The sequence below is a fragment of the Mycobacterium sp. IDUB_39 genome, assembly GCF_055419205.1.
The window spans coordinates 1-23,375 of record NZ_JBVAXF010000003.1; the positions used below are offsets into that span (position 1 = coordinate 1).

Genomic DNA, 23,375 nt, shown 5'->3' on the forward strand with positions numbered 1-23,375 from the left:
AGACCTAGAAGCCCAGTAATGGGCGCAGGGAACTGGCACTAACCGGCCGAAAACTTACACACACCAACAGAAACCAAGTGTTGGAGAAAACGTGTAACACCACAAGCGCAACCACAAACCACAGTCAAACAAATGTTTGACCACACCCCACCACCAAAACACACCACCCAACACAGGGCAGCGTGTCAGGGGCTGAAAAGAAAATAGAGTTACGGCGGCCACAGCGGCAGGGAAACGCCCGGTACCATTCCGAACCCGGAAGCTAAGCCTACCAGCGCCGATGATACTACCCTTTCGGGTGGAAAAGTAGGACACCGCCGAACACCCTTTACAGAATCACCCCCCACAATTGCGTGGGGGGTGATTCTGTATTCGCACCATTGTGTAATTCGAATTCAATTCGAATTACTCAATGCTCGCGTATCGCCATATGACCCGTATCCTTTTGCGGGACGGCAGGAAGGCAGAACGTGGCCGAGAACAGGCAGGGAGGCGGCGGTGACCGCCGCCCGCAGAACGCTAACCGCGCCGGCGGGCCACGTCGGCCGTCGGGCGACCGCCGCAACGCACCGCGTTCGTCGGGGCCCGATCGACCCAGGCGCACACAACCCACCGGTGACGATTCCCAGGATCGTTCCGGTCCTCTGATTCCGGCCAACGTCGAGGCCAAGCAACTGGCTCCGGAGATCCGCGGCGAACTCCTCACCCTGGACAAGGCGACCGCCGACTACGTGGCACGCCACCTGGTGGCGGCCGGCGACCTGCTGGAAGACGATCCCGAGGCTGCCCTGGCACATGCACAGGCCGCCCGCGGTCGCGCCGCGCGGATCGCGGCTGTCCGCGAAGCCGTCGGCATCGCGGCATACCACTGTGGTGACTGGGCTCAGGCGCTGGCCGAGCTACGGGCGGCGCGGCGGATGGGCAGCAAGTCACCGCTGCTGCCGGTGATCGCGGACTGCGAGCGCGGTGTCGGTCGGCCCGAGAAGGCGATCGAACTGGCACGCACTGCCGAGGCGGAGCAGTTGGAGGGCGATGACGCCGACGAACTGCGCATCGTCGTCGCCGGCGCTCGTTCGGATCTCGGTCAGCACACACAGGCGCTCGCAACCCTGTCCTCTCCGCAACTGGACCCCACCCGCACTGGCCTGACGGCCGCGCGACTGTTCTACGCCTACGCAGACACGCTGCTGGCGTTGGACCGGCGGTCGGAGTCGTTGCAGTGGTTCATGAATGCGGCCACGGCCGACCTCGAAGGGTTCACTGACGCCGAAGAGCGCATCACGGAGCTGTCCTGAGGTGACGACGCTGGCGCAGGCGCATGACTGCCTGCTTCTAGATCTCGACGGCACAGTCTTCCGCGGCCATGAGGCGACGGAGGGATCGGTCGAGACACTCGCGGCGGTCGAGGCTCGGAAGCTGTACGTCACCAACAACGCCTCGCGCGCACCCGGCCAGGTCGCCGAACACCTGAAATCCCTTGGCTTCACGGCCGATGCCGACGACGTGGTGACCAGCGCACAGAGTGCGGCGCATCTGCTGGCCGCGCAGTTGGCGGCGGGCTCGAGCGTCCTCGTCATCGGCACCGACTCGCTGGCCGACGAAGTGCGCAACGTCGGACTGCTTCCGGTGCGCACATGGGATGGCGATGCGGTGGCGGTCGTTCAGGGCCACTCGCCCGAGACCGGCTGGGCCATTCTCGCCGAGGCCGCACTCGCAATCCGGGCGGGCGCCCTGTGGGTGGCCGCCAATGTGGATCGCACGCTGCCGTCCGAGCGTGGTCTGCTGCCGGGCAACGGATCGATGGTCGCGGCGCTGTGCGCGGCCACCGACCGCCAGCCGCAGGTGGCGGGCAAGCCTCAGCCGACGCTCATGAATGACGCGCTGGCACGCGGACGGTTCGACTCCCCGTTGGTGGTCGGTGACCGTCTGGACACCGACATCGCAGGGGCGAATGCCGCCGGCCTGCCCAGCCTTCTGGTGCTGACCGGCGTAAGCACCGCGGCCGAGATGGTCCACGCCGTCCCGCTGGAGCGGCCCACCCACCTGGCGCCCGACCTGCGGTCGCTGCGCGAGCCGGCGGATGGTCTGCGTATCGCCGCCCACCCGGCATGGCAGGTCGAGATCGGGACTGACTCGGTCACCGTCCGATCGACCGGAGTCGATCCGCAGGACCCGTTGACCGTTGTCCGCGCCACCGCCAGCGCAGTCTGGAACGCCGAGCTGAACGGTGGGCCGGTGCGCATCGAAGCGGCCGACGACATCGCCCGCGAGGCATTGGTGCGCTGGTCGCTGCTGGGGCCGGCTCATCGACTAGCGTGAGTGTCGACATGACTACCGACCCCGACCAGATCCGGTTGGAGATCGCTGCGTTGCTGTCCGATCTGCCTGCGCCGGATGCTCCCGACTCTGATGTGGAAGCCATTGCGGTGCGCCTGGAGCAGGCGCACGATCTGCTGGTCCGCGCACTGGAGTCGGTCGAACGCGGTTCGTCGGCTGGGAGTACCGCGGCACCGGATCACGAACGGTAAACCGACGTGACACGGCGAGCCCGGGTTGATGCGGAGCTGGTCAGGCGTGGCCTGGCCAGATCGCGGCAACAGGCTGCGGAACTGATCGGCGCCGGCCGGGTCCGAATCGACGGCATGCCCGCGGCCAAGCCTGCGACGGCCGTCTCCCTGGATGCCAGCCTCACCGTCTCCGCCGATGAGCGCACTTGGGTGTCTCGCGGCGCCCACAAGCTGATCGGTGCTCTCGACACGTTCGAGGTGCCCGTCGACGGCCTGCGCTGTCTGGATGCGGGCGCCTCCACCGGCGGATTCACCGAGGTGCTTCTGGACCGCGGCGCGGCCGAGGTGATCGCGGCCGACGTCGGCTACGGCCAGTTGGCGTGGTCGCTGCGATCCGACGCCCGGGTGACCGTGGTCGAGCGCACCAACGTGCGGACGTTGACCGCAGAGCTGATCGGTGGCCCCGTCGACCTCGTCGTGGCCGACCTGTCGTTCATCTCACTGGCGACGGTGTTACCCGCACTGACGTCATGCGCGTCACAGGACGCCGATATCGTTCCCATGGTGAAACCGCAGTTCGAGGTGGGCAAGGAACGCGTGGGCGCGGGCGGTGTCGTCAGCGATCCCGAACTGCGCGTCGACGCTGTGCTGTCGGTGGCCCACCGTGCCGCCCAACTGGCCTGGCACACCGTCGATGTCACCGCGAGCCCGCTGCCGGGTCCGTCGGGCAACGTCGAGTACTTCCTGCGGTTGCGGGCGCGGACCGCGAATCCGCTGAACGGTCCCGCGCTCGAACAGGCCGTCCGGCGCGCTGTTACGGAGGGCCCGCAGTGAGCTGTGATCGGACAGTGCTGCTGGTGGTACACACCGGCAGGGATGAGGCCACCGAGACGGCGCGGCGTGTCGAGAAGGTGCTCGGCGACCACGACATCGGCCTGCGCGTGCTCGCGGCCGAGGCCGTTGACCGCGGATCGCTGCACCTGGCTCCAGATGACATGCGGGCACTCGGCGTTGACATCGATGTCGTCGACGCCGACGAGCGCGCCGCCGAGGGCTGTGAACTGGTTCTCGTCCTCGGTGGCGACGGAACGTTTCTGCGCGCAGCCGAACTGGCACGCAATGTCGAGATTCCGGTCCTGGGCGTCAATCTCGGCCGTATCGGCTTCCTGGCCGAGGCGGAGGCCGAGGCCATCGACTCCGTGCTCGATCACGTCATCAACCGCAGCTACCGCGTCGAGGAGCGGATGACGCTCGACGTGGCGGTACGCGTCGGAGGGCACATCACACAGCGGGGGTGGGCGCTTAATGAGGCCAGCCTCGAGAAGGGTCCGCGCCTGGGCGTGCTGGGTGTGGTGCTGGAGGTCGACGGCAGGCCCGTCTCGTCGTTCGGCTGCGACGGTGTGCTGGTGTCCACGCCCACGGGGTCGACGGCCTACGCATTCTCGGCGGGCGGGCCCATCCTGTGGCCCGATCTGGAGTCGATCCTGGTGGTACCAAACAACGCTCACGCCCTGTTCGCGCGTCCCATGGTGACCAGTCCCGACGCGGCCATCGCCATCGAGGTCGAGGCGGGCGGCTACGACGCCATGGTGTTCTGCGACGGTCGTCGCGAGATGGTGGTGCCCGCAGGGGGTCGGCTCGAGGTGACTCGCTGTGCCACCCCGTTGAAGTGGGTGCGCCTGGACAGTGCGCCGTTCACCGATCGCCTGGTGCGCAAGTTCCGGTTGCCGGTCACGGGTTGGCGTGGCCAGTAGTGCTCGCCGAGATTCGAATCGAGGCGCTGGGTGCCATCAGCGCCGCCACCGCGGAGTTCGGCAGTGGCCTGACGGTGCTGACGGGGGAGACGGGCACCGGTAAGACGATGGTCGTGACCGGTCTGCACCTGCTCGGTGGAGCGCGGGCGGATGCCACTCGGGTGCGCTCGGGATCGTCCCGCGCCGTCGTCGAGGGCCGTTTCACCACAACCGAACTCGGCTCGACGGTCACCACGCGGATCGATGAGGTGCTCGATTCCTCGGGTGCTGAGCGCGACGATGACGGCAGTGTGATCGCGGCCAGGTCGGTCAGCCGGGACGGCCCGTCGCGGGCGTATCTGGGCGGGCGCAGTGTGCCGGCGAAGTCACTGAGCACGTTCACCACCGAACTCCTGGCCCTGCATGGGCAGAACGACCAGTTGCGGTTGATGAAGCCCGAGGAGCAGCTCGCGGCGTTGGACCGCTACGTCGACGTGGAGTCGGCCCTGGCGCGCTACCGTGACGCGCGGGAGCGGTGGCTGACGGCGCGCCGCGATCTGACCGACCGCAGGCAGCGGGCCCGTGAACTCGCGCAGGAAGCCGACCGACTGCAGTTCGGGATCAACGAGATCGACACCATCGCACCAGAATCGGGGGAGGACGACGCGCTGGTGGCCGAGATTCGTCGGCTCTCGGAACTGGATGCGCTGCGTGAGGCCGCACAGGTGGCGCGCGCCGCGCTGTCCGGTCAACTGGGCGACGAAGCCGCGACCGAGCCGACGTCGGCGCTCGACGGAGTGGGCCAGGCCAAGGCCGCACTCGGCGCGACGGATGACACGTCGTTGCAGGCACTGTCCGAGCGGCTGGGTGAGGCACTTGCCGTCATCGGGGACGTGTCGACCGAACTCGGCGACTATCTGTCCGAGTTGCCCACTGACGCCAGCACGTTGGAGTCGAAGCTGGCCCGTCAGGGTGAGCTGCGCAATCTGACGCGCAAGTACGCGGCCGATGTCGACGGCGTGCTGGCGTGGGCCGAGGAGGCGCGCGGGCGACTGGCCCAACTCGACGTGTCGGAGGAGGCGCTGGCATCCCTTGCGGCGCGTGTCGCCGAGTTCGAGGTCGCCGTGGTCACGGCGGCTGCCGTCATCACCAAGGCACGGACCAAGGCCGCGAAGGCGTTGTCCAAGGCCGTCACTGCGGAACTCGCGGGCCTGGCCATGGCGGGCGCCGGCTTCGGCATCAGCGTCGCACCGATACCCGCCCGCGCCGACGACTCGGCGCCGATCACGCTGTCCACCGGCGAGACGGTGCACGCCGGGCATGACGGCGTCGACGCCGTCGAGTTCGGGTTCACGCCGCACTCCGGAAGCGACGTGCTGCCGCTGGCCAAGAGCGCATCCGGCGGCGAGCTGTCGCGGGTGATGCTCGCGCTGGAGGTCGTCCTCGCCGCGTCGGCGGAGGGCACCACGATGGTCTTCGACGAGGTCGACGCGGGCGTCGGCGGCCGCGCTGCGGTCCAGATCGGCCGCCGTCTGGCCCGGCTGGCGCGCACCCATCAGGTCATCGTGGTGACCCACCTGCCTCAGGTCGCGGCGTATGCCGACGTCCACCTCGTCGTCGACAGCGCCAACGGGAGCGGCAAGTCGAGCGGGGTGCGCAACCTCGATGATGACGCGCGGGTCGCTGAGCTGGCCCGGATGCTCGCGGGCCTCGGTGAGTCCGACAGCGGGCGGGCCCACGCGCGGGAGCTGCTGGAGGCGGCCCGGCAGGAGGCATCGTCATGAAAATGGCATCCGATCCGTGTTACGGATGTGACAAAACATAACTTCTGAGGCGGGTGTTACGGCGCGCCTCCACCTTGACTTGAGGGTTGGCCGACAGAATCGGCGTCATGAAGATGTCAGCGCTGCTCTCACGTAACGCCGGCCCACGGCCGGGTGTCACAGGAACCGCCCGCGTCGACCGCGACATCGATCGACTTCTCCGACGCGTGGGCCCCGGCGACATCGTGGTGATCGACGCGCTGGACCTCGACCGCATCACCGCCGACGCCCTCGTCGAGGCTCAGGTGGCAGCCGTGGTCAACGCGTCGCCGTCCATCTCGGGTCGCTACCCGAACCTCGGCCCCGAGGTGCTGGTCGCCAACGGCGTGACGTTGATCGACGAGACCGGCGACGAGGTGTTCAAGAAGGTCAAGGACGGCGCACGCGTACGCCTGCACAACGGTGGTGTGTACGCGGGGGATCGCCGCATCGCGCTCGGCCATGAGCGGACCGACCTCGAGATCCACGACCTGATGATCGAGGCGAAGACCGGCCTGGTCGCACATCTGGAGGCCTTCGCGGGCAACACGATCGAGTTCATCCGCAGCGAGAGCCCGCTGCTGATCGACGGGATGGGCATTCCCGACGTCGACGTCGACGTCCGGGGCAGGCACGTCGTCGTGGTGGCCGAGGGGCCCGCCGCCGCTGACGACCTCAAGGCCCTCAAGCCCTTCATCAAGGAGTACCAACCGGTCCTGGTCGGGGTCGGGATGGGCGCCGATGTGCTGCGCAAGGCCGGCTACCGGCCCGCGCTCATCGTGGGTGACCCCGGTGTCATGAGCGTTGAGGTGCTCCGTTCGGGCGCTCAGGTGGTGCTGCCCGCCGACGCCGACGGGCACGCCAAGGGACTCGAGCGCATCCAGGACCTCGGCGTCGGCGCCATGACGTTCCCCGCCGCGGGTTCGGCCGCGGACCTGGCGCTGCTGCTGTGTGATCACCACGGCGCATCGCTCATCGTCACCGCGGGTCACACCGCCAACATCGAGGACTTCTTCGATCGCTCACGGCAGCAGAGCAATCCGTCGACGTTCCTCACCCGCCTCAAGGTCGGGGAGAAGCTGGTCGACGCCAAGGCCGTCGCCACGCTGTACCGCAGCCGAATCTCCGGTGGAGCCATCGCGCTTCTCGTGCTCGCGATGCTGGTGGCCGTCGTCGTCGCGCTGTGGGTGTCGCGTACGGATGCCGCGGTACTGCAGTGGGTCTCGGAGTACTGGAATCAGTTCTCGCTCTGGGTCCAGGGCTGGGTCACCTAGAGGAGTCTGGCTTGATTTCCCTTCGCACGCATGCGATCTCCCTTGCCGCGGTCTTCCTGGCGTTAGCCATCGGGGTGATGCTCGGTTCGGGCCTGTTGTCCAACACCCTGCTATCGGGTCTGCGCGACGACAAGCACGAACTGCAGAACCAGATCAACGGCCTCACCGATGAGAAGAACGCGCTCAACGAGAGGCTGAACGCGGCAGACGAGTTCGATGCGCAGATGTCGCCGCGGATCCTGCGTGACGCGCTGAAGGGCAAGTCGGTCATCGTGTTCCGCACGCCCGACGCGGCCGACGATGACGTCGACGCGGTGGCGCGCTATGTCGGCACCGCCGGCGGCTCCGTGGCAGGCACCATCGCGCTGACTCAGGAGTTCGTCGACGCCAACTCGGCGGAGAAACTGCTCTCGGTGGTGAACTCGCCGATCGTGCCCGCCGGGCGGCAGCTGACGACCACGCTGGTCGACCAGGGCTCCCAAGCCGGGGACCTGCTGGGCATCGCGCTGCTGCGCGGCAAGGAGCCCGCCGTGGATGACGCACAGCGTGACGCCGTGCTGGCCACACTGCGCGACACCGGCTTCCTGACGTACGGCGATCAGCGGATCGGCGTCGCCGACACCGCACTGATCGTGACGGGTGGAAATCCCGGTGACACCGCGGGCAACCAGGGCGCCACCGTGGCGCGCCTTGCCGCCGGACTCGCACCGCATGGCACCGGAACCGTCGTCGCGGGCCGCGCCGGCTCGGCCACCGGCACCGCCGCCGTCGCCGTGATCAGGTCCGACTCCGGTCTCAACGACGCCGTCAGCACCGTCGACGACGTCGATGCGCAATCGGGTCGGATTACCACGGTGCTGGGTCTGGCCGACCTGGCCAACGGAGGTCAGCCCGGCCAGTACGGCGTCGGCCAGGGCGCCACCGCGGTGACCATCCCGCAGTAACGTCACGGCCGCCTCGGCGCGTCAGCGCCAGGTTGTCGGAGTCGGTGTTAGGGTGAGATTCCGTGGGTCGGCAGGCCCCGAGCTGGACATCAGCATAGAAAATCAAGTCCTGCCCCATCGCCACGGAGGTTGCTGTTGTCCGGCCAGTCAAAACCGCTACGCAAGCACCCACAGACCACGACCAAACACCTGTTTGTCAGTGGTGGTGTCGCGTCCTCACTGGGCAAGGGGCTCACCGCCAGTAGCCTCGGCCAGCTGCTCACCGCGCGCGGTCTGCAGGTGACGATGCAGAAGCTGGACCCCTACCTCAACGTCGATCCCGGGACGATGAACCCGTTCCAGCACGGTGAGGTGTTCGTCACAGAGGACGGCGCGGAGACCGACCTCGACGTCGGCCACTACGAGCGCTTTCTGGATCGCAACCTGTCCGGGTCGGCGAATGTGACCACCGGACAGGTGTATTCGTCGGTGATCGCCAAGGAGCGGCGCGGCGAGTACCTCGGCGACACCGTCCAGGTGATTCCGCACATCACCGACGAGATCAAGAGCCGCATCCTGGCGATGGCCGCCCCAGACGCCCGGGGCAACCGGCCCGACGTGGTGATCACCGAGATCGGTGGCACCGTCGGCGACATCGAGTCACTGCCGTTCCTGGAGGCGGCTCGTCAGGTCCGCCACGAGGTGGGCCGCGACAACGTGTTCTTCCTGCACGTGTCGCTGGTGCCCTACCTCGCTCCGTCGGGCGAGCTCAAGACCAAGCCCACTCAGCACTCGGTCGCCGCGCTGCGCAGCATCGGCATCTCGCCCGACGCGCTGATCCTGCGGTGTGACCGCGACGTGCCCGAGCCGTTGAAGAACAAGATCGCACTGATGTGTGACGTCGACATCGACGGCGTGATCTCGACGCCCGACGCCCCGTCGATCTACGACATCCCGAAGGTGCTGCACCGCGAGGAACTCGACGCCTACGTGGTGCGTCGGCTCAACCTGCCGTTCCGCGATGTCGACTGGACTGAGTGGGATGACCTGCTGCGCCGCGTGCACGAGCCGCAGGAGACCGTGCGGATCGCGCTGGTGGGCAAGTACATCGACCTGTCCGACGCATACCTCTCGGTCGCGGAGGCGCTGCGCGCCGGCGGTTTCAAGCACCACGCCAAGGTCGAGATCCGGTGGGTCGCCTCCGACGACTGCGAGACCGACGCCGGCGCGGCGGCGGTCCTCAGCGATGTGCACGGGGTCCTGATCCCCGGTGGATTCGGCATCCGCGGCATCGACGGCAAGCTGGGTGCCATCAAGTTCGCCCGCAAGCAGGGCGTCCCCCTGCTGGGTCTGTGCCTGGGACTGCAGTGCATCGTGATCGAGGCAGCCCGGTCGGTCGGCATCGACGATGCCAACTCGGCGGAGTTCGACCCAGACACGGCCGACCCGGTCATCTCCACGATGGCCGATCAGCGCGATGCGGTCGCCGGTGAGGCCGATCTCGGCGGCACCATGCGACTGGGTGCCTACCCGGCAGCCCTGGACGCGGGATCGATTGTCGCGGAGGCCTACCAGGCCACCGAGGTGTCCGAGCGTCACCGTCACCGTTACGAGGTGAACAACGCCTACCGGGACCGGATCGCGAAGAGTGGGTTGCGGTTCAGTGGCACGTCCCCGGACGGTCATCTGGTGGAGTTCGTCGAGTACGACTCCGCTGTGCACCCGTTCCTCGTCGGCACCCAGGCCCACCCAGAGCTGAAGAGCCGTCCCACTCGGCCGCACCCGTTGTTCGCGGCGTTCATCGGCGCGGCGCTGAACTACAAGGCGGCCGAACGGCTTCCCATGGAGCTTGCCGAGCGCTCCAACGGGACCGAGCACGCGACGGATGCGGAGCTGCCTGCTGTGCAAGAGCCAGTGCACCGTGGGTGACCACGACTTCGAGACCGTCGCCAGCGAAACCCTCTACGTCGGAAAGATCTTCGCGCTGCGCGCCGACGAGGTGCGCATGCCCGGCGACGGCACGGCCCGGCGCGAGGTCATCGAGCACTTCGGCGCCGTCGCCATCGTCGCGCTGGACACCGACCACAACGTCGTTCTGGTCCACCAGTACCGGCACGCCGTAGGCCGGCGACTGTGGGAGCTGCCCGCCGGGCTTCTGGACATGGGCGATGAGGCGCCGCACCTCACCGCGGCCCGCGAGCTCGAGGAGGAGGCGGGGCTGGCGGCAGATGACTGGCACGTGCTGGTCGACGTCGTCTCCGCGCCCGGTTTCAGCGACGAGTGCGTGCGGGTGTACCTGGCCACCGGCCTGACCGAGATCGGGCGGCCCGCCGCGCACGATGAGGAGGCCGATCTCACCGTGCGACGGGTGCCGCTTGCCGACGCGGTGCGGATGGTGTTCGCCGGCGAGATCGTCAACTCCCTAGCCGTGGCCGGAATCCTGGCTGCCGCCAACATGACTGACGAGAGCGCGCTGCGCTCGCTCGACGCGCCGTGGATCGACCGTCCGACCGCTTTCCGGGCCAGGCAGGCATGACCACGCTCCGCTCCGCTGATGTCTCGGGGAGCGGAGCTCCTGGCGGTGGCGCGCTCGACGGCCAGCTGCAGGGTTATGTCGACCACCTGACCATCGAACGCGGCGTGGCCGCGAACACGCTGAGCTCCTATCGGCGCGACCTGCGTCGGTACTCCGAGCACCTGGTCTCGCGCGGCATCACCGACCTGCGCGATGTCACCGAGACCGATGTCAGCGAGTTCCTGGTGGCGCTGCGCAAGGGGGACCCCGACGGAGGGACGCCCGCCCTGTCGGCTGTCTCCGCGGCCCGCGCGTTGATCGCCGTGCGGGGGCTGCACCGGTTCGCCGCGGCCGAGGGCGTCACCGACCTCGATGTCGCCCGTGCCGTCAAACCGCCGACACCGAGCCGCAGGCTGCCCAAGAGCCTCACCGTCGATGAGGTGCTGGCACTGCTGGACGGGGCCGGTGGTGACTCCGAGACCGACGGCCCGCTGACCCTGCGCAACCGGGCCCTGCTGGAGGTCCTGTACTCCACCGGCGCCCGCATCTCGGAGGCTGTTGGCCTCGACGTCGACGACGTCGACGTGCACTCCCGGTCCGTCCTGCTCCGGGGCAAGGGCGGAAAGCAGCGTCTGGTGCCCATCGGTAGACCCGCCGTCAGCGCACTCGACGTCTACCTGGTGCGCGGGCGGCCCGATCTGGCGCGGCGGGGCAGGGGGACACCCGGCATATTCCTCAACGCCCGCGGTGGGCGGCTCTCACGGCAGAGCGCCTGGCAGGTGCTGCAGGACGCGGCGGAACGGTCGGGCATCGGCTCCGCGGTGTCGCCGCACACGCTGCGACACTCGTTCGCGACCCATCTGCTCGAGGGTGGCGCCGACGTGCGGGTGGTCCAGGAGCTCCTCGGCCATGCGTCGGTGACGACCACGCAGATCTACACCTTGGTGACCGTCAGCGCGCTGCGCGAGGTCTGGGCCGGCGCGCATCCACGCGCGCGGTAGAGCCGGGTCTCGGTAGGGGTCAGGTCGGCTCGCCCAGGTAGTCCGACTCGAGGACGAGGTCGGGCAGCAGGGTCTGATACTCGACGTGCGTCTTGTGCTCGACGGTCTGCCACCGCGTGCCCTGCTGTTCCCCCATGTAGGCGCGGTAGCGCGGGGCGCCGGGGATGCGGACGTTGTCGGCGACCACGACAGAGCCGGGGTGCAGCCACCCGCGGTCCAGGATGCTCTCGAGATCGGTCAGGTAGGCGCTCTTCTCGTGATCGATGAACAGGAAGTCCAGCGATCCCGCGGTGAACCCGAGTGCGTCGAGGGCGTCGAGGGTCTTGCCGCCGTCGGTGAGGGTGCCGACAACACAGGTGATCCGGTCGTCGAGGTCGGCGTGTGCCCAGATCCGGCGGGCAACGGCGGCGTTGGCGGCGGAGAACTCGACCGAGTAAACCCTGGCAGTGGGCGCCGCCCGGGCGATCCGCATCGCGCTGTAGCCGCAGTATGTGCCGAGTTCCAGGGCCTGTGCCGGGGCGGCTCGTCGCACGGCGGCGTCGAGGATTGCGCCCTTTTCGTCGCCGATGTTCATCAGCATGGACTGTTCCCGGGCGAATTCGTCGATGGTCTCCAGAACGTGGTCGACGTCACCACCGCGGGCGTGTGCCTCGACATAGGCCGCGGCCGCCTCTTCCCGGCCGTCACCGATCTGACCTGTTCGGATGAACTCCGGCATGCCCAGCGCCATCCGCAGCAGCGACCACCGAAGGAAGGGCAGGCGCTGTTTCCAGCTCATCTCCTCAGCCTAGGCCAGCGGGTCTGCAGTCCAGGGCGTTCTTATCCCGTTAAGCTTTCCAGGATGTTCGCCACGCCGGAGGGTTGTCTGACCAGGGGCGGTCTCTCATGACCGACGATGGTGGCACCGCCGACGGCATGAACCTGACCGGACGGCCGCCACGGGTGATCCCCGAGCCCAAGCCCCGGAGCACGCACGGACCGGCCCAGGTCATCGCCATGTGCAACCAGAAGGGCGGCGTCGGCAAGACCACGTCGACGATCAACCTCGGCGCCAGCCTGGCCGAATACGGCCGCCGGGTGCTGTTGGTCGACCTCGACCCGCAGGGCGCCCTGTCAGCGGGTCTGGGCGTACCGCACTACGAGCTCGCGCACACCGTGCACAACCTGCTGGTCGAGCCCCGGGTGTCGATCGACGACGTGTTGATCAGCACGCGGGTCAAGGGCCTCGACCTGGTACCCAGCAATATCGATCTGTCCGCCGCCGAGATCCAGCTGGTCAACGAGGTGGGCCGGGAGCAGTCACTACACCGAGCCCTGTACCCGGTGCTGGACCGCTACGACTACGTGCTGATCGACTGCCAGCCGTCGCTCGGACTGCTCACGGTCAACGGACTGACGTGCGCGGACGGTGTGATCATCCCCACCGAGTGCGAGTACTTCTCGCTGCGCGGGCTGGCGCTGCTGACCGACACCGTGGCCAAGGTCCGCGACCGGCTCAACCCCAAGCTCGACATCAGCGGCATCCTGGTCACCCGCTACGACCCGCGCACCGTCAACGCGCGTGAGGTGATGGCGCGCGTGGTGCAGCAGTTCGGCGATCTGGTCTTCGACACCGTGATCACCAGGACGGTCCGTTTTCCCGAGACCAGCGTCGCCGGTGAGCCGATCACGACGTGGGCGCCGAAATCAGGTGGCGCCCAAGCGTATCGGGCACTGGCACGTGAGGTCATCGACCGGTTCGGCGCGTGACCACCGACACCACAGCCGCGAGTTCGGAAGAAGCACCGCAGGCAGGGTTCCAGGTTCACCTGAGCAACTTCGACGGACCGTTCGACCTTCTGCTGCAGCTGATCTTCGCGCACCGCCTCGACGTGACCGAGGTCGCCCTGCATCAGGTCACCGATGACTTCATCTCCTACACCAAGGAGATCGGGCGACTGCTCGAACTCGATGAGACCACCGCGTTCCTCGTTGTCGCGGCGACTCTGCTCGACCTCAAGGCCGCCCGTCTGCTGCCCGCCGGTGACGTGCACGACGAGGAGGACCTGGCCCTGCTCGAGGTGCGTGACCTGCTGTTCGCCCGGCTGCTGCAGTATCGGGCGTTCAAGCACGTCGCGGTGATGTTCGCCGAACTCGAGGCGGCCGCGCTGCGCAGTTACCCGCGTGCGGTTTCGCTGGAGGACCGCTACTCCGATCTGCTGCCCGAGGTGATGCTGGGTGTGGACGCCGAGAGCTTCGCGCACATCGCGGCCACCGCCTTCTCGCCGCGCCCGGTTCCGACGGTCGGCACCGACCACCTGCACATTCAGGCAGTGTCGGTACCGGAGCAGGCCCGGCACATCCTGAGCCTGCTGGAACAGCGCGGTATCGGCCAGTGGGCTTCGTTCACCGACCTGGTGGCCGACTGCACCGGCGGAATCGAGATCGTCGGGCGCTTCCTGGCGCTGCTCGAATTGTTCCGCGCCCGGGCGGTAGCATTCGACCAGGCAGAACCGCTTGGAGTGCTACAGGTTTCGTGGACCGGCGACCGGCCGACCAACGAACACCTGGCCGCCGCGGTGGAAGAAGACTCATGACAGACGATATCGACCGGCTCAATGGGGCCCTGAACACCGCTGACGACGAACCCGGTGACGCAGTTGAAGGGGCGGCTGAAGACGGCGCTGAGGAGACCACAACAGAGCTGGGCGTCGACGGCGACGTAGACGTAGACCTCGCGGAGGTCCCGGAACTCGAGGACGTCGAACTCGATGACGACGAACTCGGTGCTGCGCTGGAGGCGCTGCTGCTGGTGGTGGACACCCCGGTGCCCGCCGATGCGTTGGCCGCGGCGATCGATGAGCCGGCCTATCGGGTGGCGGCCAAGCTGACGGTGATGGCCGCCGAGCTCGCCGCCCGCAACAGCGGTATCGACCTGCGCGAGGCCGGGGGAGGGTGGCGCATGTACACCCGGTCCCGGTACGCGCCCTACGTCGAGAAGCTGCTGCTCGACGGCACGCGTTCGAAGCTGACCCGCGCGGCGCTCGAGACACTGGCGGTGGTGGCCTATCGCCAGCCAGTCACCCGGGCACGCGTCAGCGCGGTGCGCGGTGTCAACGTCGACGCGGTGATGCGCACGCTGTTGGCCCGCGGGTTGATCACCGAGGCCGGCACGGACCCCGACTCGGGAGCCGCCGCGTTCGCGACCACAGAGTTGTTCCTGGAGCGGCTGGGGCTGTCGTCGCTGACCGACCTGCCCGATATCGCGCCATTGCTACCGGACGTCGACGTCATCGACGACATCACCGAAACCCTCGGTGACGAACCCAGATTCGTCAAGCTCGGCGGTGCTGCAGTGAGCGAGCAGCCGTTGTCGTTCGACGTGGACAAGGACTGAAATGAACGAGGAAACAGAGGGCGTCCGCCTTCAGAAGGTGCTGTCGCAGGCCGGCGTTGCGTCGCGACGAGTCGCCGAACGGATGATCATGGACGGCCGCGTCTCGGTCGACGATCGGATCGTGACCGAGATGGGTACACGCGTCGACCCCGACAACTCGGTGATCCGTGTCGACGGCGCGCGCATCAAGATCGACGACACGATGGTGTACCTGGCGATCAACAAAGAGCGCGGCATGCACTCGACGATGTCCGACGATCAGGGCCGGCCGTGTGTCGGCGACCTCATCGAGCACCGAATTCGTGGTAACAAGAAGCTCTTTCACGTCGGACGCCTCGACGCCGACACGGCAGGTCTGCTGATCCTGACCAACGACGGTGAGCTGGCGCACCGCCTCATGCACCCGTCCTATGAGGTGCCCAAGACCTACCTGGCGACGCTCAACGGCACCGTGCCACGCGGTCTGGGCAAGCGGCTCAAGGATGGAATCGAGTTGGACGACGGCCCCATTCGGGTCGACGATTTCGCGATGGTGGACACCGTGCCCGGGAAGTCGCTGGTGAAGGTGACCCTGCACGAGGGCCGCAAGCGTCTCGTCCGGCGGATGTTCGCCGCCGCAGGGTTCCCGGTGTACGAGTTGGTCCGCACCGACATCGGCTCGGTCGCGCTCGGCGAGCAGCGCCCGGGCAGCATCCGTGTGCTGACCAGCAAGGAGATCGGCGAACTGTATAAGGCGGTAGGAATGTGAGTGGCTCTGTGACGATCGCCGTCGACGGGCCGGCCGGAACTGGAAAGTCCTCGGTGTCAAGAGGTTTGGCGCGTGCGCTGCAGGCGCGTTACCTCGACACCGGATCGATGTACCGGATCGTGACGCTGGCCGTGCTGCGCAAGGGGATCGATCTGGCCGACGCCAACGCGATCGGGGCGCTGGCCGCCGAGGCTGATCTGGCCGTCGGCTTCGATCCCGACGAGGACCGCTCCTACCTTGCCGGTGAGGACGTCTCGGCGGAGATCCGCGGCGACGCGGTGACCAAGGCGGTGTCGGCGGTCTCCGCCGTGCCCGCCGTGCGCACGCGACTCGTACAGCGTCAACGCGAGCTCGCCGATGGCCCGGGCAGCGTCGTGGTCGAGGGCCGCGACATCGGCACGGTGGTTCTGCCGGATGCCGATGTGAAGATCTTCCTGACCGCGTCGGCCGAGGAGCGTGCACGCCGGCGCAACGAGCAGAACGTCGCCGCGGGGCTGCCCGGCGACTACGACGCCGTGCTCGCCGATGTGCAGCGCCGCGATCACCTGGACTCCACCCGCGCGGTCTCCCCGCTGCGGGCTGCCGACGACGCGATCGTCGTGGACTCCAGCGATATGACCCAACACGAGGTGGTCGCACATCTGCTCGACCTCGTTGAACAACGCGCAGGGGTTCATCCGTGACCGCTTGCGCGAAGAGAAGGCACAAATGAGTGACGACATCGACGGCACCTGGTCCGACGAGACCGACTGGGAGGTCGGCACCGAGGACTTCGTAGCCGATCTCGACGAGGACCTGGCCCCACCACCGGTGGTGGCGGTGGTCGGCCGTCCGAACGTGGGCAAGTCCACCCTGGTGAACCGCATCCTCGGCCGCCGCGAGGCGGTGGTCCAGGACATCCCGGGCGTCACCCGCGACCGCGTGTCCTACGACGCGAACTGGCTCGGTCGCCGGTTCGTCGTGCAGGACACCGGCGGCTGGGAGCCCGACGCCAAGGGACTGCAGCAGCTGGTGGCCGAGCAGGCCACCGTCGCGATGCGGACAGCCGACGCCATCATCCTGGTGGTCGACGCGGTGGTGGGTGCGACGTCGGCCGACGAGGCCGCGGCCAAGCGGTTGCAGCGTTCCGGCAAGCCGGTGTTCCTGGCGGCGAACAAGGTCGACAGCGAGCGCGTCGAGTCCGAGGCGGCCGCACTGTGGTCACTGGGGCTGGGGCAGCCGTACTCCGTCAGTGCAGTGCATGGTCGAGGCGTCGCGGATCTGCTTGACGTGGTGCTCGAGGCGCTGCCGCAGACCTCCGAGCTGCCCGCGGGCGGTACGGGACCGCGCCGCGTCGCCCTGGTCGGCAAGCCGAACGTCGGCAAGAGCTCGCTGCTGAACCGGCTCGCCGGTGACGACCGCTCCGTGGTGCACGATGTCGCGGGCACGACGGTCGACCCGGTGGACTCGCTGATCGAACTCGACGGCAAGATGTGGCGGTTCATCGACACGGCGGGGCTGCGACGCAAGGTCGGGCAGGCCAGCGGGCACGAGTTCTACGCCTCCGTGCGGACCCGCGGCGCGATTGACGCCGCCGAGGTCGTCGTCGTGTTGATCGACTCGTCGCTGCCGCTGACCGAGCAGGATCAGCGCATCCTGACCATGGTCATCGAGGCGGGTCGGGCGTTGGTCCTGGCGTTCAACAAGGCCGACCTCGTCGACGAGGAGCGCCGGTATGAGGTGGACAAGGAGATCGAACGCGAGCTGGGCCAGGTGCAGTGGGCGCAGCGGGTGAACATCTCGGCTAAGACCGCCCGGGGCGTGCATCGGTTGGTGCCCGCCATCGAGAGCGCGCTCGAGTCGTGGGACAAGCGCATCTCCACGGGCCGCTTGAACGCCCTGATCAAGGAGATCGTGGCGGCGACGCCGCCGCCGGTGCGCGGCGGCAAGCAGCCCAAGATCCTGTTCGCCACCCAGGCGACGTCGCGCCCGCCGACCTTCGTGCTGTTCACGTCGGGCTTCCTCGAGGCCGGCTACCGCCGGTTCCTGGAGCGTCGACTGCGCGAGACGTTCGGGTTCGACGGCAGTCCCGTCCGGATCAACGTTCGGGTCCGAGAGAAGCGCGGCGCGCCGAAGCGGAAGTAGCGGTTGCGGCATGGGAATGTGCAGGTCGTGCTGGCGTTGAGTATGGTTAGCCGACCGCATTAACGAGGCAGGAGTGGTGATGGCTGAACGGGCCTTCCGTACCGCCCCGTCTTCGGCGTACGCGTTGGAGCCCTTCTGGCCCTCGCGGCGGTTCATTGCTTTCGACGAATGGTGTTGTGCGCGCAGCTGATTCGCGCCCATGACCACCATGGCCGGCCCTAAACGCCGGCCACCAGTCGAAAGCAGCGCCCATGCGTTCGCTCATCATCTTCACCTTCGTCGGCATCGGGGCCCAGCTCGTCGACGGTGCGCTCGGCATGGCCTTCGGCGTCACCGCCTCGACGCTGCTGGTGCTCAGTGGTGTCGCGTCGGCGCAGGCCAGCGCCGCGGTTCACCTCGCCGAGGTGGGCACCACCTTCGCCTCAGGTCTGTCGCACTGGAAGTTCAAGAACATCGACTGGGCCATTGTGCTCAAGCTCGGTGTGCCCGGTGCCGTCGGCGCGTTCGCCGGCGCCACGGTGCTGTCATCGCTGTCCACCGAGGACGCCGCGCCGCTGATGGCCGCGATCCTGCTGGGCATCGGCATCTACGTGCTGCTGCGGTTCTCGCTGCGCACAGCCCCCGTCGTCAAGGTGGGAGCGACCAAGCACGGGGCGAAGTTCCTGGCCCCGCTGGGCTTGTTCGGCGGTTTCATCGACGCCTCCGGTGGCGGTGGTTGGGGACCGGTCACCACCAGCACCCTGCTGTCGAGCGGCAAGACCGCGCCGCGGACCGTCATCGGCTCGGTGAGCGCCTCGGAGTTCCTGGTTGCGCTGTCGGCGTCGCTGGGCTTCCTGGTCGGGCTGCGCGAGGAGTTCTTCGACAACCTTCTCGTCGTGCTGGGGCTGGCGCTCGGTGGCGTGATCGCGGCGCCGTTCGCGGCGTGGTTGGTCAGCCGCGTCAGTCCGGCGCTGCTGGGCACCGCGGTGGGCGGCGTCATCGTGCTGACCAACTCGCAGAAGCTGATCAAGTACTTCGGGATCCACTCACCGGTGTCGACGCTCATCTACGCGACGATCGTCGTCGCGTGGGCGTCGCTGTTGTACGTGGCGTGGAAGGTCTCGAAGGCGCCCGAGTTCGTGCCCGAGGAGCTTGAGGTCGCGGTCGAGTCCGATGAGGTACCACAGCCGACCGAGGCGGCGGACGACGCTCGCTGACGGCGGCCGCAGGAGGACCCACTAACGTACGGGCGTGCCTGTCGTCGACATGATCCTGATCGCCCTCGCGGGGGTCGGGGCCGGAGCCATCAACGCATTGGTCGGTTCGGGAACGCTGATCACCTTTCCCACGCTCGTGACCCTGGGCTATCCGCCGGTGACCGCGACGATGTCGAACGCGGTCGGGCTGGTCGCAGGCGGCGTCTCCGGCACCTGGGGCTATCGCCGCGAACTGCGTGGTCAGTGGGACCGGTTGCGCTGGCAGATCCCGGCCTCGCTGATCGGCGCGGGATTCGGTGCGTGGCTGCTGCTGCACCTACCCGAGCGGGTGTTCGTCGCTGTGGTGCCCGTGCTGCTCATCGGTGCGCTGGCACTGGTGATCCTGGGTCCGCGGATCCAGGCGTGGGCACGGCAGCGCGCCGAGGACGCCGGACGGTCGGTCGATCACGTGTCGACCGGGCGGATGGTCGCGCTGGTGGCCGGGACACTGGCCGTCGGGGTCTACGGCGGCTACTTCACCGCGGCGCAGGGCATTCTGCTGATCGGGGTCATGGGCGCGTTGCTGCCCGAGGACATGCAGCGGATGAACGCGGCGAAGAACCTGCTGTCGCTGCTCGTCAACATCGTCGCGGCCGTGGCCTACACGCTGGTCGCCTTCGACCGGATCAGTTGGGCCGCTGCGGGACTGATCGCCGTGGGGTCGCTGATCGGTGGGTTCCTCGGCGCGCACTACGGGCGTCGCCTGTCGCCGAACGTGCTGCGCGCGGTGATCGTCGTCGTCGGATTGATCGGGCTTGTCCGACTGCTGATGGTGTAGCCGAGGGTGTAGCACCGCCTACCACACCGGTCACACGCCGCGCCGCCCGAGGCGGTTGGGATTGTGGGGCATGGCTGCGGTAGCATTTTGCCTTGCTGCCGGCGATCCCGGCAGCGCCGCGGGCTGTGGCGCAGCTTGGTAGCGCACTTGACTGGGGGTCAAGTGGTCGCAGGTTCAAATCCTGTCAGCCCGACAATGAAAACCCGCTCTGACCTCGGTCGGAGCGGGTTTTGTCGTTTCTGGCCGTCGTAAGATTTGGCCAGTGTCCCAACAGTGTCCCAAGCGGATCTCAGTGGGCCGAGAGTCAGCCGAAGAGGGCGGCGCCGGCGGCGCGCAGATCCTCGCGCTGAGCGTCGGAGTAAATAGACAGGGACACGGCGGGATCGTGCCCGTGCCATGCGGCGACGACGTGGACCGGCAAACCGCCGGCCAACATCAGACTGACGCTCGTGTTGCGGAGTCCCTTCAGGTGGAGACGACGCAGGCCGGCCCGGGCACGCAGTCGCTGGAACTCATCCGAGTACCACTCATGGCGGATGGGGATGCCGTCGGCCCGGACAGCGATCAGACGGTCGTCGGACCACGCGTTACCCGCGGCGTGCGCTTCTTCCTGCTGCCGTTCCTTGAGTTTTGCCAGAGCTGCTCATGGTCCGATAGTTCGACGTTGGTGTGGCGCTTAACGTCATCAGGTCGAGGTATGGCCCCGGCTCGGGCTTGCCGCGGGTAGCGGCGCGCGCAGCGTCGGAGATTCGCCGGTCAATTAAACTCATGATTCCGTTGTGGCCAAGGCGGGCGACGAGCACAGCGAGCTTGAGGTCAAGATCTAGGTCATTCAATAGCGCATTGATTGAGGCACGCAGTAGGTGTGCCACGTTTGTTGGCGGGTACGCAGTTTCTCAGGCGATGGTGTGCTTCTCGACCGAGCCTGACACCAGGACCAACCGGGTGTGGTCGTTCGCCTCCCCTTCGTCCTTCACGAACTCGTTGTCGTAGAACAGAACGGCGTTGGAACCCGGCCCCTGCGCACTCGGGAAGATCATCCCGTCCAGGCGTGCTGGGAACGACTGTCGAATGTACTCCGTGAACACCTGCGTTGGGACGTATTCAATGTGCTCTCGACCATCCAGCTCGACTGGCTTGATGAGATCTGCGACGAAGCGTTGCAGGAACCGCGTCGTGAAGAAGCGGTCCACGAGCGCGGGGTCGAATGGGCTCGGTACATCAGGAATACGAGTGAGGTTCAACAGACGTAGTTCGCGCAGCCCAGCGAATTCGCCAACCAGTACGTGTTTGTGGGGGCTGTGCGCCGTCACCTCCGCGATCGCTGTGGCGGGGTCGGTCGCGCCGTAGAACATGCTGATCCCCGCAGGGCTCATCCGATTCGCAGCCGCGTGCGTGCTGGGCGGCGCACCTAGCTGCGCAGCGCATCCGTAATCGGCGACGTCGGGCTCCTCGGCGAAGGCGCGAGCTCGGTAGAGCGTGGGGCTTGGTGCATAGAACATGCCCTCGTCACGTGCCGCGCTTTCCGCGATGCGCGCGAAGAGCGCCCTAGGCGAGAGTCGCTCATCGTCCACTGGGTTGACGAAGTCCGAGAAGAAGAAGCGGGATTGGTGCTTGACGACCGCCTGGAAGGCATCCCAGCTGTACAAGAGAACCTCATCTGGAGCGAGTCGGGCCCAGTTCGCCGGCAGCCAGAGGGTGTCGCGCATCGCTCCCGCCATGTCGCCGCGGATCTCATCGACATAGACGTCGCCTGGTGGCATCAAGTCATCGAGGACGTCGTCTGCATCGCGGGACTTGACCATCGTTTCACCGTCGAACTCGATCGGACCGTCGGCTCGTTCGTAGAACCGGGAGGCTGCGCTGATGAATGCCGACAGCACAACGTCGAGTGACGCAGCTACAGGTTCTTCGGACCATTCGCGAGACGCGCCGCAGTACGAACAGGTTTCCTCGTCGAGGTTGCGCTCTACAAGTGCCCGCAGGTACGAGTCATTGAGGTGTGCTGGACATACCGACTTGCCCGACGGCCAGTAGCCGTCCTCATCGGCCGCCATCATGGCGTTCTTCGCGAATCCCATGGTTCCCCATCCCTAGCGTCACTGCTGGCGCCGACGTCACGCTTACGTGCTGTTCGATTCGAGTGTTACCACAGCGATCTTGTCTCCACCCATCGGTAGGGGGTGTTACACGTCGGTCGGAATCGGTGCGTTTGCCCCCGCAACTCCTCCGGTAACTTCATTGCCAGGGAATCTGCCGTAGCGCGTAGCAGTCGCCCCACACCAGCTCCTGTTCGAGGTACGACTCCACTGCCGGCGGTAAGACGGGCGGGTCGTCTAGATCGTCGGTGGCGATCTGAATTGGACGCAGCGGAGCCGAGATCGGTTCCACCCGGTTTATCGGCATGCACTGTGCCTGCGGCCGTAGTCTCACCCGCGTGGACAAGCCCGATCGCACAGAGGTTGATTCCCCCGGCGCAGGTGCCATCCTGACGCTCGGTCACGTGCTCGCCGCAATCGGCGCCGAGCACGATCCGCCCATTGGGCTCGACGATATCCGCGTAATCCGGCACAGCTTCAACACCGGTGAAGCCCTCGGGTTGCGAGGGCCCGAGGATCTGACTGAGGAGAAAGTCCGCGAGTACACACGGTTTCAGGGCGCCTCACCCCGGCAGTTCCCCGCCGACCCTGAGCGCTACTGGGTGGTGCTGGTCGCTGACGGCAAGAAACGGTCGCTGCTCTGGGGAGCGTTCGAGAATCGTGGCGAGATCGTCGCCGAGCGCACAGCAGAAGTCCGCTACTTCGATCTGCGGCGAAGCGACATCCTGAAACCGCTTGTGAACCGGCTCGTCATCGAGTGGGACACTCCGCGTACCTGGCACCGGCGGGCGACTAACGCCGCGCACATGCCTATTCTTGAGATCGCCGACCGCGACAAGGTGCCGTTCCCCGGATTCGACAACGTGCTGCTCACCTTCCACGAACTCCGCGAGATGGTGTCGGACCGCCGCTACGAGGCATGGCAGGTAGCTCTATCGCAGGTGCAGGGCATCTACCTGATCACCGACGCATCGAACGGCAAGCAGTACGTCGGAAAGGCCGATGGTGCAGAACGGATTCTGCAACGCTGGCGGTCCTACGCCCAGGACGGCCACGGCGGCAACCGCGCACTCCGGGACCTCGCCAAGATCAGCATCGGGGCCGGCGGCGGCAAAACCGACCATGCCCGGCACTTCGTGTTCAGCATCCTCCGGGTGTTCGGACCCAGCACATCGCCATCGGAAGTCGACGAGGCCGAGTCGCACTACAAGAATGCACTGATGACCCGTGAACACGGCCTCAACCGGAACTAACAGCAGC

General features: G+C 67.3%; 22 protein-coding genes, 1 tRNA gene and 1 rRNA gene. 22 read left to right on the forward strand and 2 right to left on the reverse strand.

Going from position 1 to position 23,375, the window contains the following annotated elements:
• Nucleotides 1–210 precede the first annotated feature (210 nt).
• The 12 genes from rrf to xerD all read left to right on the forward strand — a co-directional run bounded on the left by rrf (nucleotide 211) and on the right by xerD (nucleotide 11,755).
• Nucleotides 211–323: ribosomal RNA gene (gene rrf, locus ACZY0X_RS11885) — 5S ribosomal RNA — on the forward strand.
• A 147-nt stretch (nucleotides 324–470) separates the two neighbouring features.
• On the forward strand, nucleotides 471–1,295 hold the full coding sequence (locus ACZY0X_RS11890; protein ID WP_463770658.1) for a tetratricopeptide repeat protein: 825 nt from the start codon (nucleotides 471–473) through the stop codon (nucleotides 1,293–1,295).
• Nucleotide 1,296: 1 nt separating this feature from the next.
• Nucleotides 1,297–2,319 carry an HAD-IIA family hydrolase gene (locus ACZY0X_RS11895; RefSeq protein ID WP_463770660.1) on the forward strand — a complete coding sequence of 341 codons (1,023 nt, stop codon included), beginning with the start codon at nucleotides 1,297–1,299 and terminating at the stop codon, nucleotides 2,317–2,319.
• Between the two features lie 8 nt (nucleotides 2,320–2,327).
• Nucleotides 2,328–2,528, forward strand: a complete 201-nt coding sequence (locus tag ACZY0X_RS11900; RefSeq protein WP_241405012.1) for a hypothetical protein — start codon at nucleotides 2,328–2,330, stop codon at nucleotides 2,526–2,528.
• 6 nt (nucleotides 2,529–2,534) lie between these two features.
• Nucleotides 2,535–3,341, forward strand: coding sequence for a TlyA family RNA methyltransferase (locus ACZY0X_RS11905; RefSeq protein ID WP_463770662.1), 807 nt, complete (start codon nucleotides 2,535–2,537; stop codon nucleotides 3,339–3,341).
• Nucleotides 3,338–4,261, forward strand: coding sequence for an NAD kinase (locus ACZY0X_RS11910; protein ID WP_463770664.1), 924 nt, complete (start codon nucleotides 3,338–3,340; stop codon nucleotides 4,259–4,261). The genes ACZY0X_RS11905 and ACZY0X_RS11910 overlap by 4 nt, the downstream gene beginning before the upstream one ends.
• Nucleotides 4,261–6,024, forward strand: coding sequence for a DNA repair protein RecN (recN, locus tag ACZY0X_RS11915; RefSeq protein ID WP_463770666.1), 1,764 nt, complete (start codon nucleotides 4,261–4,263; stop codon nucleotides 6,022–6,024). The genes ACZY0X_RS11910 and recN overlap by 1 nt, the downstream gene beginning before the upstream one ends.
• A 107-nt stretch (nucleotides 6,025–6,131) precedes the next feature.
• Nucleotides 6,132–7,316, forward strand: a complete 1,185-nt coding sequence (steA, locus tag ACZY0X_RS11920; RefSeq protein ID WP_463770667.1) for a putative cytokinetic ring protein SteA — start codon at nucleotides 6,132–6,134, stop codon at nucleotides 7,314–7,316.
• A gap of 11 nt (nucleotides 7,317–7,327) precedes the next feature.
• Nucleotides 7,328–8,260 (forward strand): copper transporter, encoded by a 933-nt coding sequence (locus ACZY0X_RS11925; RefSeq protein ID WP_463770669.1) that lies wholly within the window; start codon nucleotides 7,328–7,330, stop codon nucleotides 8,258–8,260.
• A 135-nt stretch (nucleotides 8,261–8,395) separates the two neighbouring features.
• Nucleotides 8,396–10,168, forward strand: a complete 1,773-nt coding sequence (locus tag ACZY0X_RS11930) for a CTP synthase (protein ID WP_463770670.1) — start codon at nucleotides 8,396–8,398, stop codon at nucleotides 10,166–10,168.
• Nucleotides 10,161–10,775, forward strand: a complete 615-nt coding sequence (locus ACZY0X_RS11935; RefSeq protein ID WP_463770672.1) for an NUDIX domain-containing protein — start codon at nucleotides 10,161–10,163, stop codon at nucleotides 10,773–10,775. Before ACZY0X_RS11930 ends, ACZY0X_RS11935 begins: the two co-directional genes overlap by 8 nt.
• Nucleotides 10,772–11,755 (forward strand): site-specific tyrosine recombinase XerD, encoded by a 984-nt coding sequence (gene xerD / locus ACZY0X_RS11940; protein WP_463770673.1) that lies wholly within the window; start codon nucleotides 10,772–10,774, stop codon nucleotides 11,753–11,755. Before ACZY0X_RS11935 ends, xerD begins: the two co-directional genes overlap by 4 nt.
• Nucleotides 11,756–11,774: 19 nt before the next feature.
• Here xerD and ACZY0X_RS11945 read toward each other — a convergent pair whose 3' ends face one another.
• Nucleotides 11,775–12,533 carry an O-methyltransferase gene (locus tag ACZY0X_RS11945; protein ID WP_463770675.1) on the reverse strand — a complete coding sequence of 253 codons (759 nt, stop codon included), beginning with the start codon at nucleotides 12,531–12,533 and terminating at the stop codon, nucleotides 11,775–11,777.
• A gap of 107 nt (nucleotides 12,534–12,640) precedes the next feature.
• Between ACZY0X_RS11945 and ACZY0X_RS11950 the strand changes: the two genes are divergently transcribed.
• From ACZY0X_RS11950 to ACZY0X_RS11990, 9 genes are all read left to right on the forward strand, one after another.
• Nucleotides 12,641–13,504 (forward strand): ParA family protein, encoded by an 864-nt coding sequence (locus ACZY0X_RS11950; protein WP_241405022.1) that lies wholly within the window; start codon nucleotides 12,641–12,643, stop codon nucleotides 13,502–13,504.
• Nucleotides 13,501–14,331 carry a segregation/condensation protein A gene (locus ACZY0X_RS11955; protein WP_241405023.1) on the forward strand — a complete coding sequence of 277 codons (831 nt, stop codon included), beginning with the start codon at nucleotides 13,501–13,503 and terminating at the stop codon, nucleotides 14,329–14,331. The genes ACZY0X_RS11950 and ACZY0X_RS11955 overlap by 4 nt, the downstream gene beginning before the upstream one ends.
• Nucleotides 14,328–15,131 carry an SMC-Scp complex subunit ScpB gene (gene scpB / locus ACZY0X_RS11960; protein ID WP_463770677.1) on the forward strand — a complete coding sequence of 268 codons (804 nt, stop codon included), beginning with the start codon at nucleotides 14,328–14,330 and terminating at the stop codon, nucleotides 15,129–15,131. The genes ACZY0X_RS11955 and scpB overlap by 4 nt, the downstream gene beginning before the upstream one ends.
• 1 nt (nucleotide 15,132) lies before the next feature.
• Nucleotides 15,133–15,879 (forward strand): pseudouridine synthase, encoded by a 747-nt coding sequence (locus ACZY0X_RS11965; RefSeq protein WP_463770679.1) that lies wholly within the window; start codon nucleotides 15,133–15,135, stop codon nucleotides 15,877–15,879.
• Nucleotides 15,876–16,562 (forward strand): (d)CMP kinase, encoded by a 687-nt coding sequence (gene cmk, locus ACZY0X_RS11970; protein WP_354523787.1) that lies wholly within the window; start codon nucleotides 15,876–15,878, stop codon nucleotides 16,560–16,562. The genes ACZY0X_RS11965 and cmk overlap by 4 nt, the downstream gene beginning before the upstream one ends.
• Nucleotides 16,563–16,587: 25 nt before the next feature.
• Nucleotides 16,588–18,003 carry a ribosome biogenesis GTPase Der gene (gene der, locus ACZY0X_RS11975; protein ID WP_463770681.1) on the forward strand — a complete coding sequence of 472 codons (1,416 nt, stop codon included), beginning with the start codon at nucleotides 16,588–16,590 and terminating at the stop codon, nucleotides 18,001–18,003.
• Between the two features lie 251 nt (nucleotides 18,004–18,254).
• Nucleotides 18,255–19,199 carry a sulfite exporter TauE/SafE family protein gene (locus ACZY0X_RS11980; RefSeq protein WP_463770683.1) on the forward strand — a complete coding sequence of 315 codons (945 nt, stop codon included), beginning with the start codon at nucleotides 18,255–18,257 and terminating at the stop codon, nucleotides 19,197–19,199.
• A gap of 49 nt (nucleotides 19,200–19,248) precedes the next feature.
• Nucleotides 19,249–20,016 carry a sulfite exporter TauE/SafE family protein gene (locus ACZY0X_RS11985; RefSeq protein WP_371747106.1) on the forward strand — a complete coding sequence of 256 codons (768 nt, stop codon included), beginning with the start codon at nucleotides 19,249–19,251 and terminating at the stop codon, nucleotides 20,014–20,016.
• A gap of 119 nt (nucleotides 20,017–20,135) precedes the next feature.
• Nucleotides 20,136–20,209, forward strand: a tRNA-Pro gene (locus tag ACZY0X_RS11990).
• A 703-nt stretch (nucleotides 20,210–20,912) separates the two neighbouring features.
• On the opposite strand, the gene ACZY0X_RS11995 is transcribed toward ACZY0X_RS11990, so the two are convergent.
• Nucleotides 20,913–22,097 carry an RES domain-containing protein gene (locus ACZY0X_RS11995; RefSeq protein WP_463770685.1) on the reverse strand — a complete coding sequence of 395 codons (1,185 nt, stop codon included), beginning with the start codon at nucleotides 22,095–22,097 and terminating at the stop codon, nucleotides 20,913–20,915.
• Between the two features lie 356 nt (nucleotides 22,098–22,453).
• Between ACZY0X_RS11995 and ACZY0X_RS12000 the strand changes: the two genes are divergently transcribed.
• On the forward strand, nucleotides 22,454–23,368 hold the full coding sequence (locus ACZY0X_RS12000; protein WP_463770687.1) for a GIY-YIG nuclease family protein: 915 nt from the start codon (nucleotides 22,454–22,456) through the stop codon (nucleotides 23,366–23,368).
• Nucleotides 23,369–23,375 lie beyond the last annotated feature (7 nt).

What these genes read in the sequence shown, in the direction of transcription:
- ACZY0X_RS11980 (WP_463770683.1), top strand. Translation starts at nt 18,255, where the DNA reads ATGCGTTCGCTCATCATCTTCACCTTCGTCGGCATCGGGGCCCAGCTC.
- ACZY0X_RS11985 (WP_371747106.1), top strand. Translation starts at nt 19,249, where the DNA reads ATGATCCTGATCGCCCTCGCGGGGGTCGGGGCCGGAGCCATCAACGCA.
- ACZY0X_RS11995 (WP_463770685.1), bottom strand. Translation starts at nt 22,097, where the DNA reads ATGGGATTCGCGAAGAACGCCATGATGGCGGCCGATGAGGACGGCTAC.
- steA (WP_463770667.1), top strand. Translation starts at nt 6,132, where the DNA reads ATGAAGATGTCAGCGCTGCTCTCACGTAACGCCGGCCCACGGCCGGGT.
- ACZY0X_RS11945 (WP_463770675.1), bottom strand. Translation starts at nt 12,533, where the DNA reads ATGAGCTGGAAACAGCGCCTGCCCTTCCTTCGGTGGTCGCTGCTGCGG.
- ACZY0X_RS11900 (WP_241405012.1), top strand. Translation starts at nt 2,328, where the DNA reads ATGACTACCGACCCCGACCAGATCCGGTTGGAGATCGCTGCGTTGCTG.
- ACZY0X_RS11965 (WP_463770679.1), top strand. Translation starts at nt 15,133, where the DNA reads ATGAACGAGGAAACAGAGGGCGTCCGCCTTCAGAAGGTGCTGTCGCAG.
- ACZY0X_RS11950 (WP_241405022.1), top strand. Translation starts at nt 12,641, where the DNA reads ATGACCGACGATGGTGGCACCGCCGACGGCATGAACCTGACCGGACGG.
- der (WP_463770681.1), top strand. Translation starts at nt 16,588, where the DNA reads ATGAGTGACGACATCGACGGCACCTGGTCCGACGAGACCGACTGGGAG.
- xerD (WP_463770673.1), top strand. Translation starts at nt 10,772, where the DNA reads ATGACCACGCTCCGCTCCGCTGATGTCTCGGGGAGCGGAGCTCCTGGC.
- scpB (WP_463770677.1), top strand. Translation starts at nt 14,328, where the DNA reads ATGACAGACGATATCGACCGGCTCAATGGGGCCCTGAACACCGCTGAC.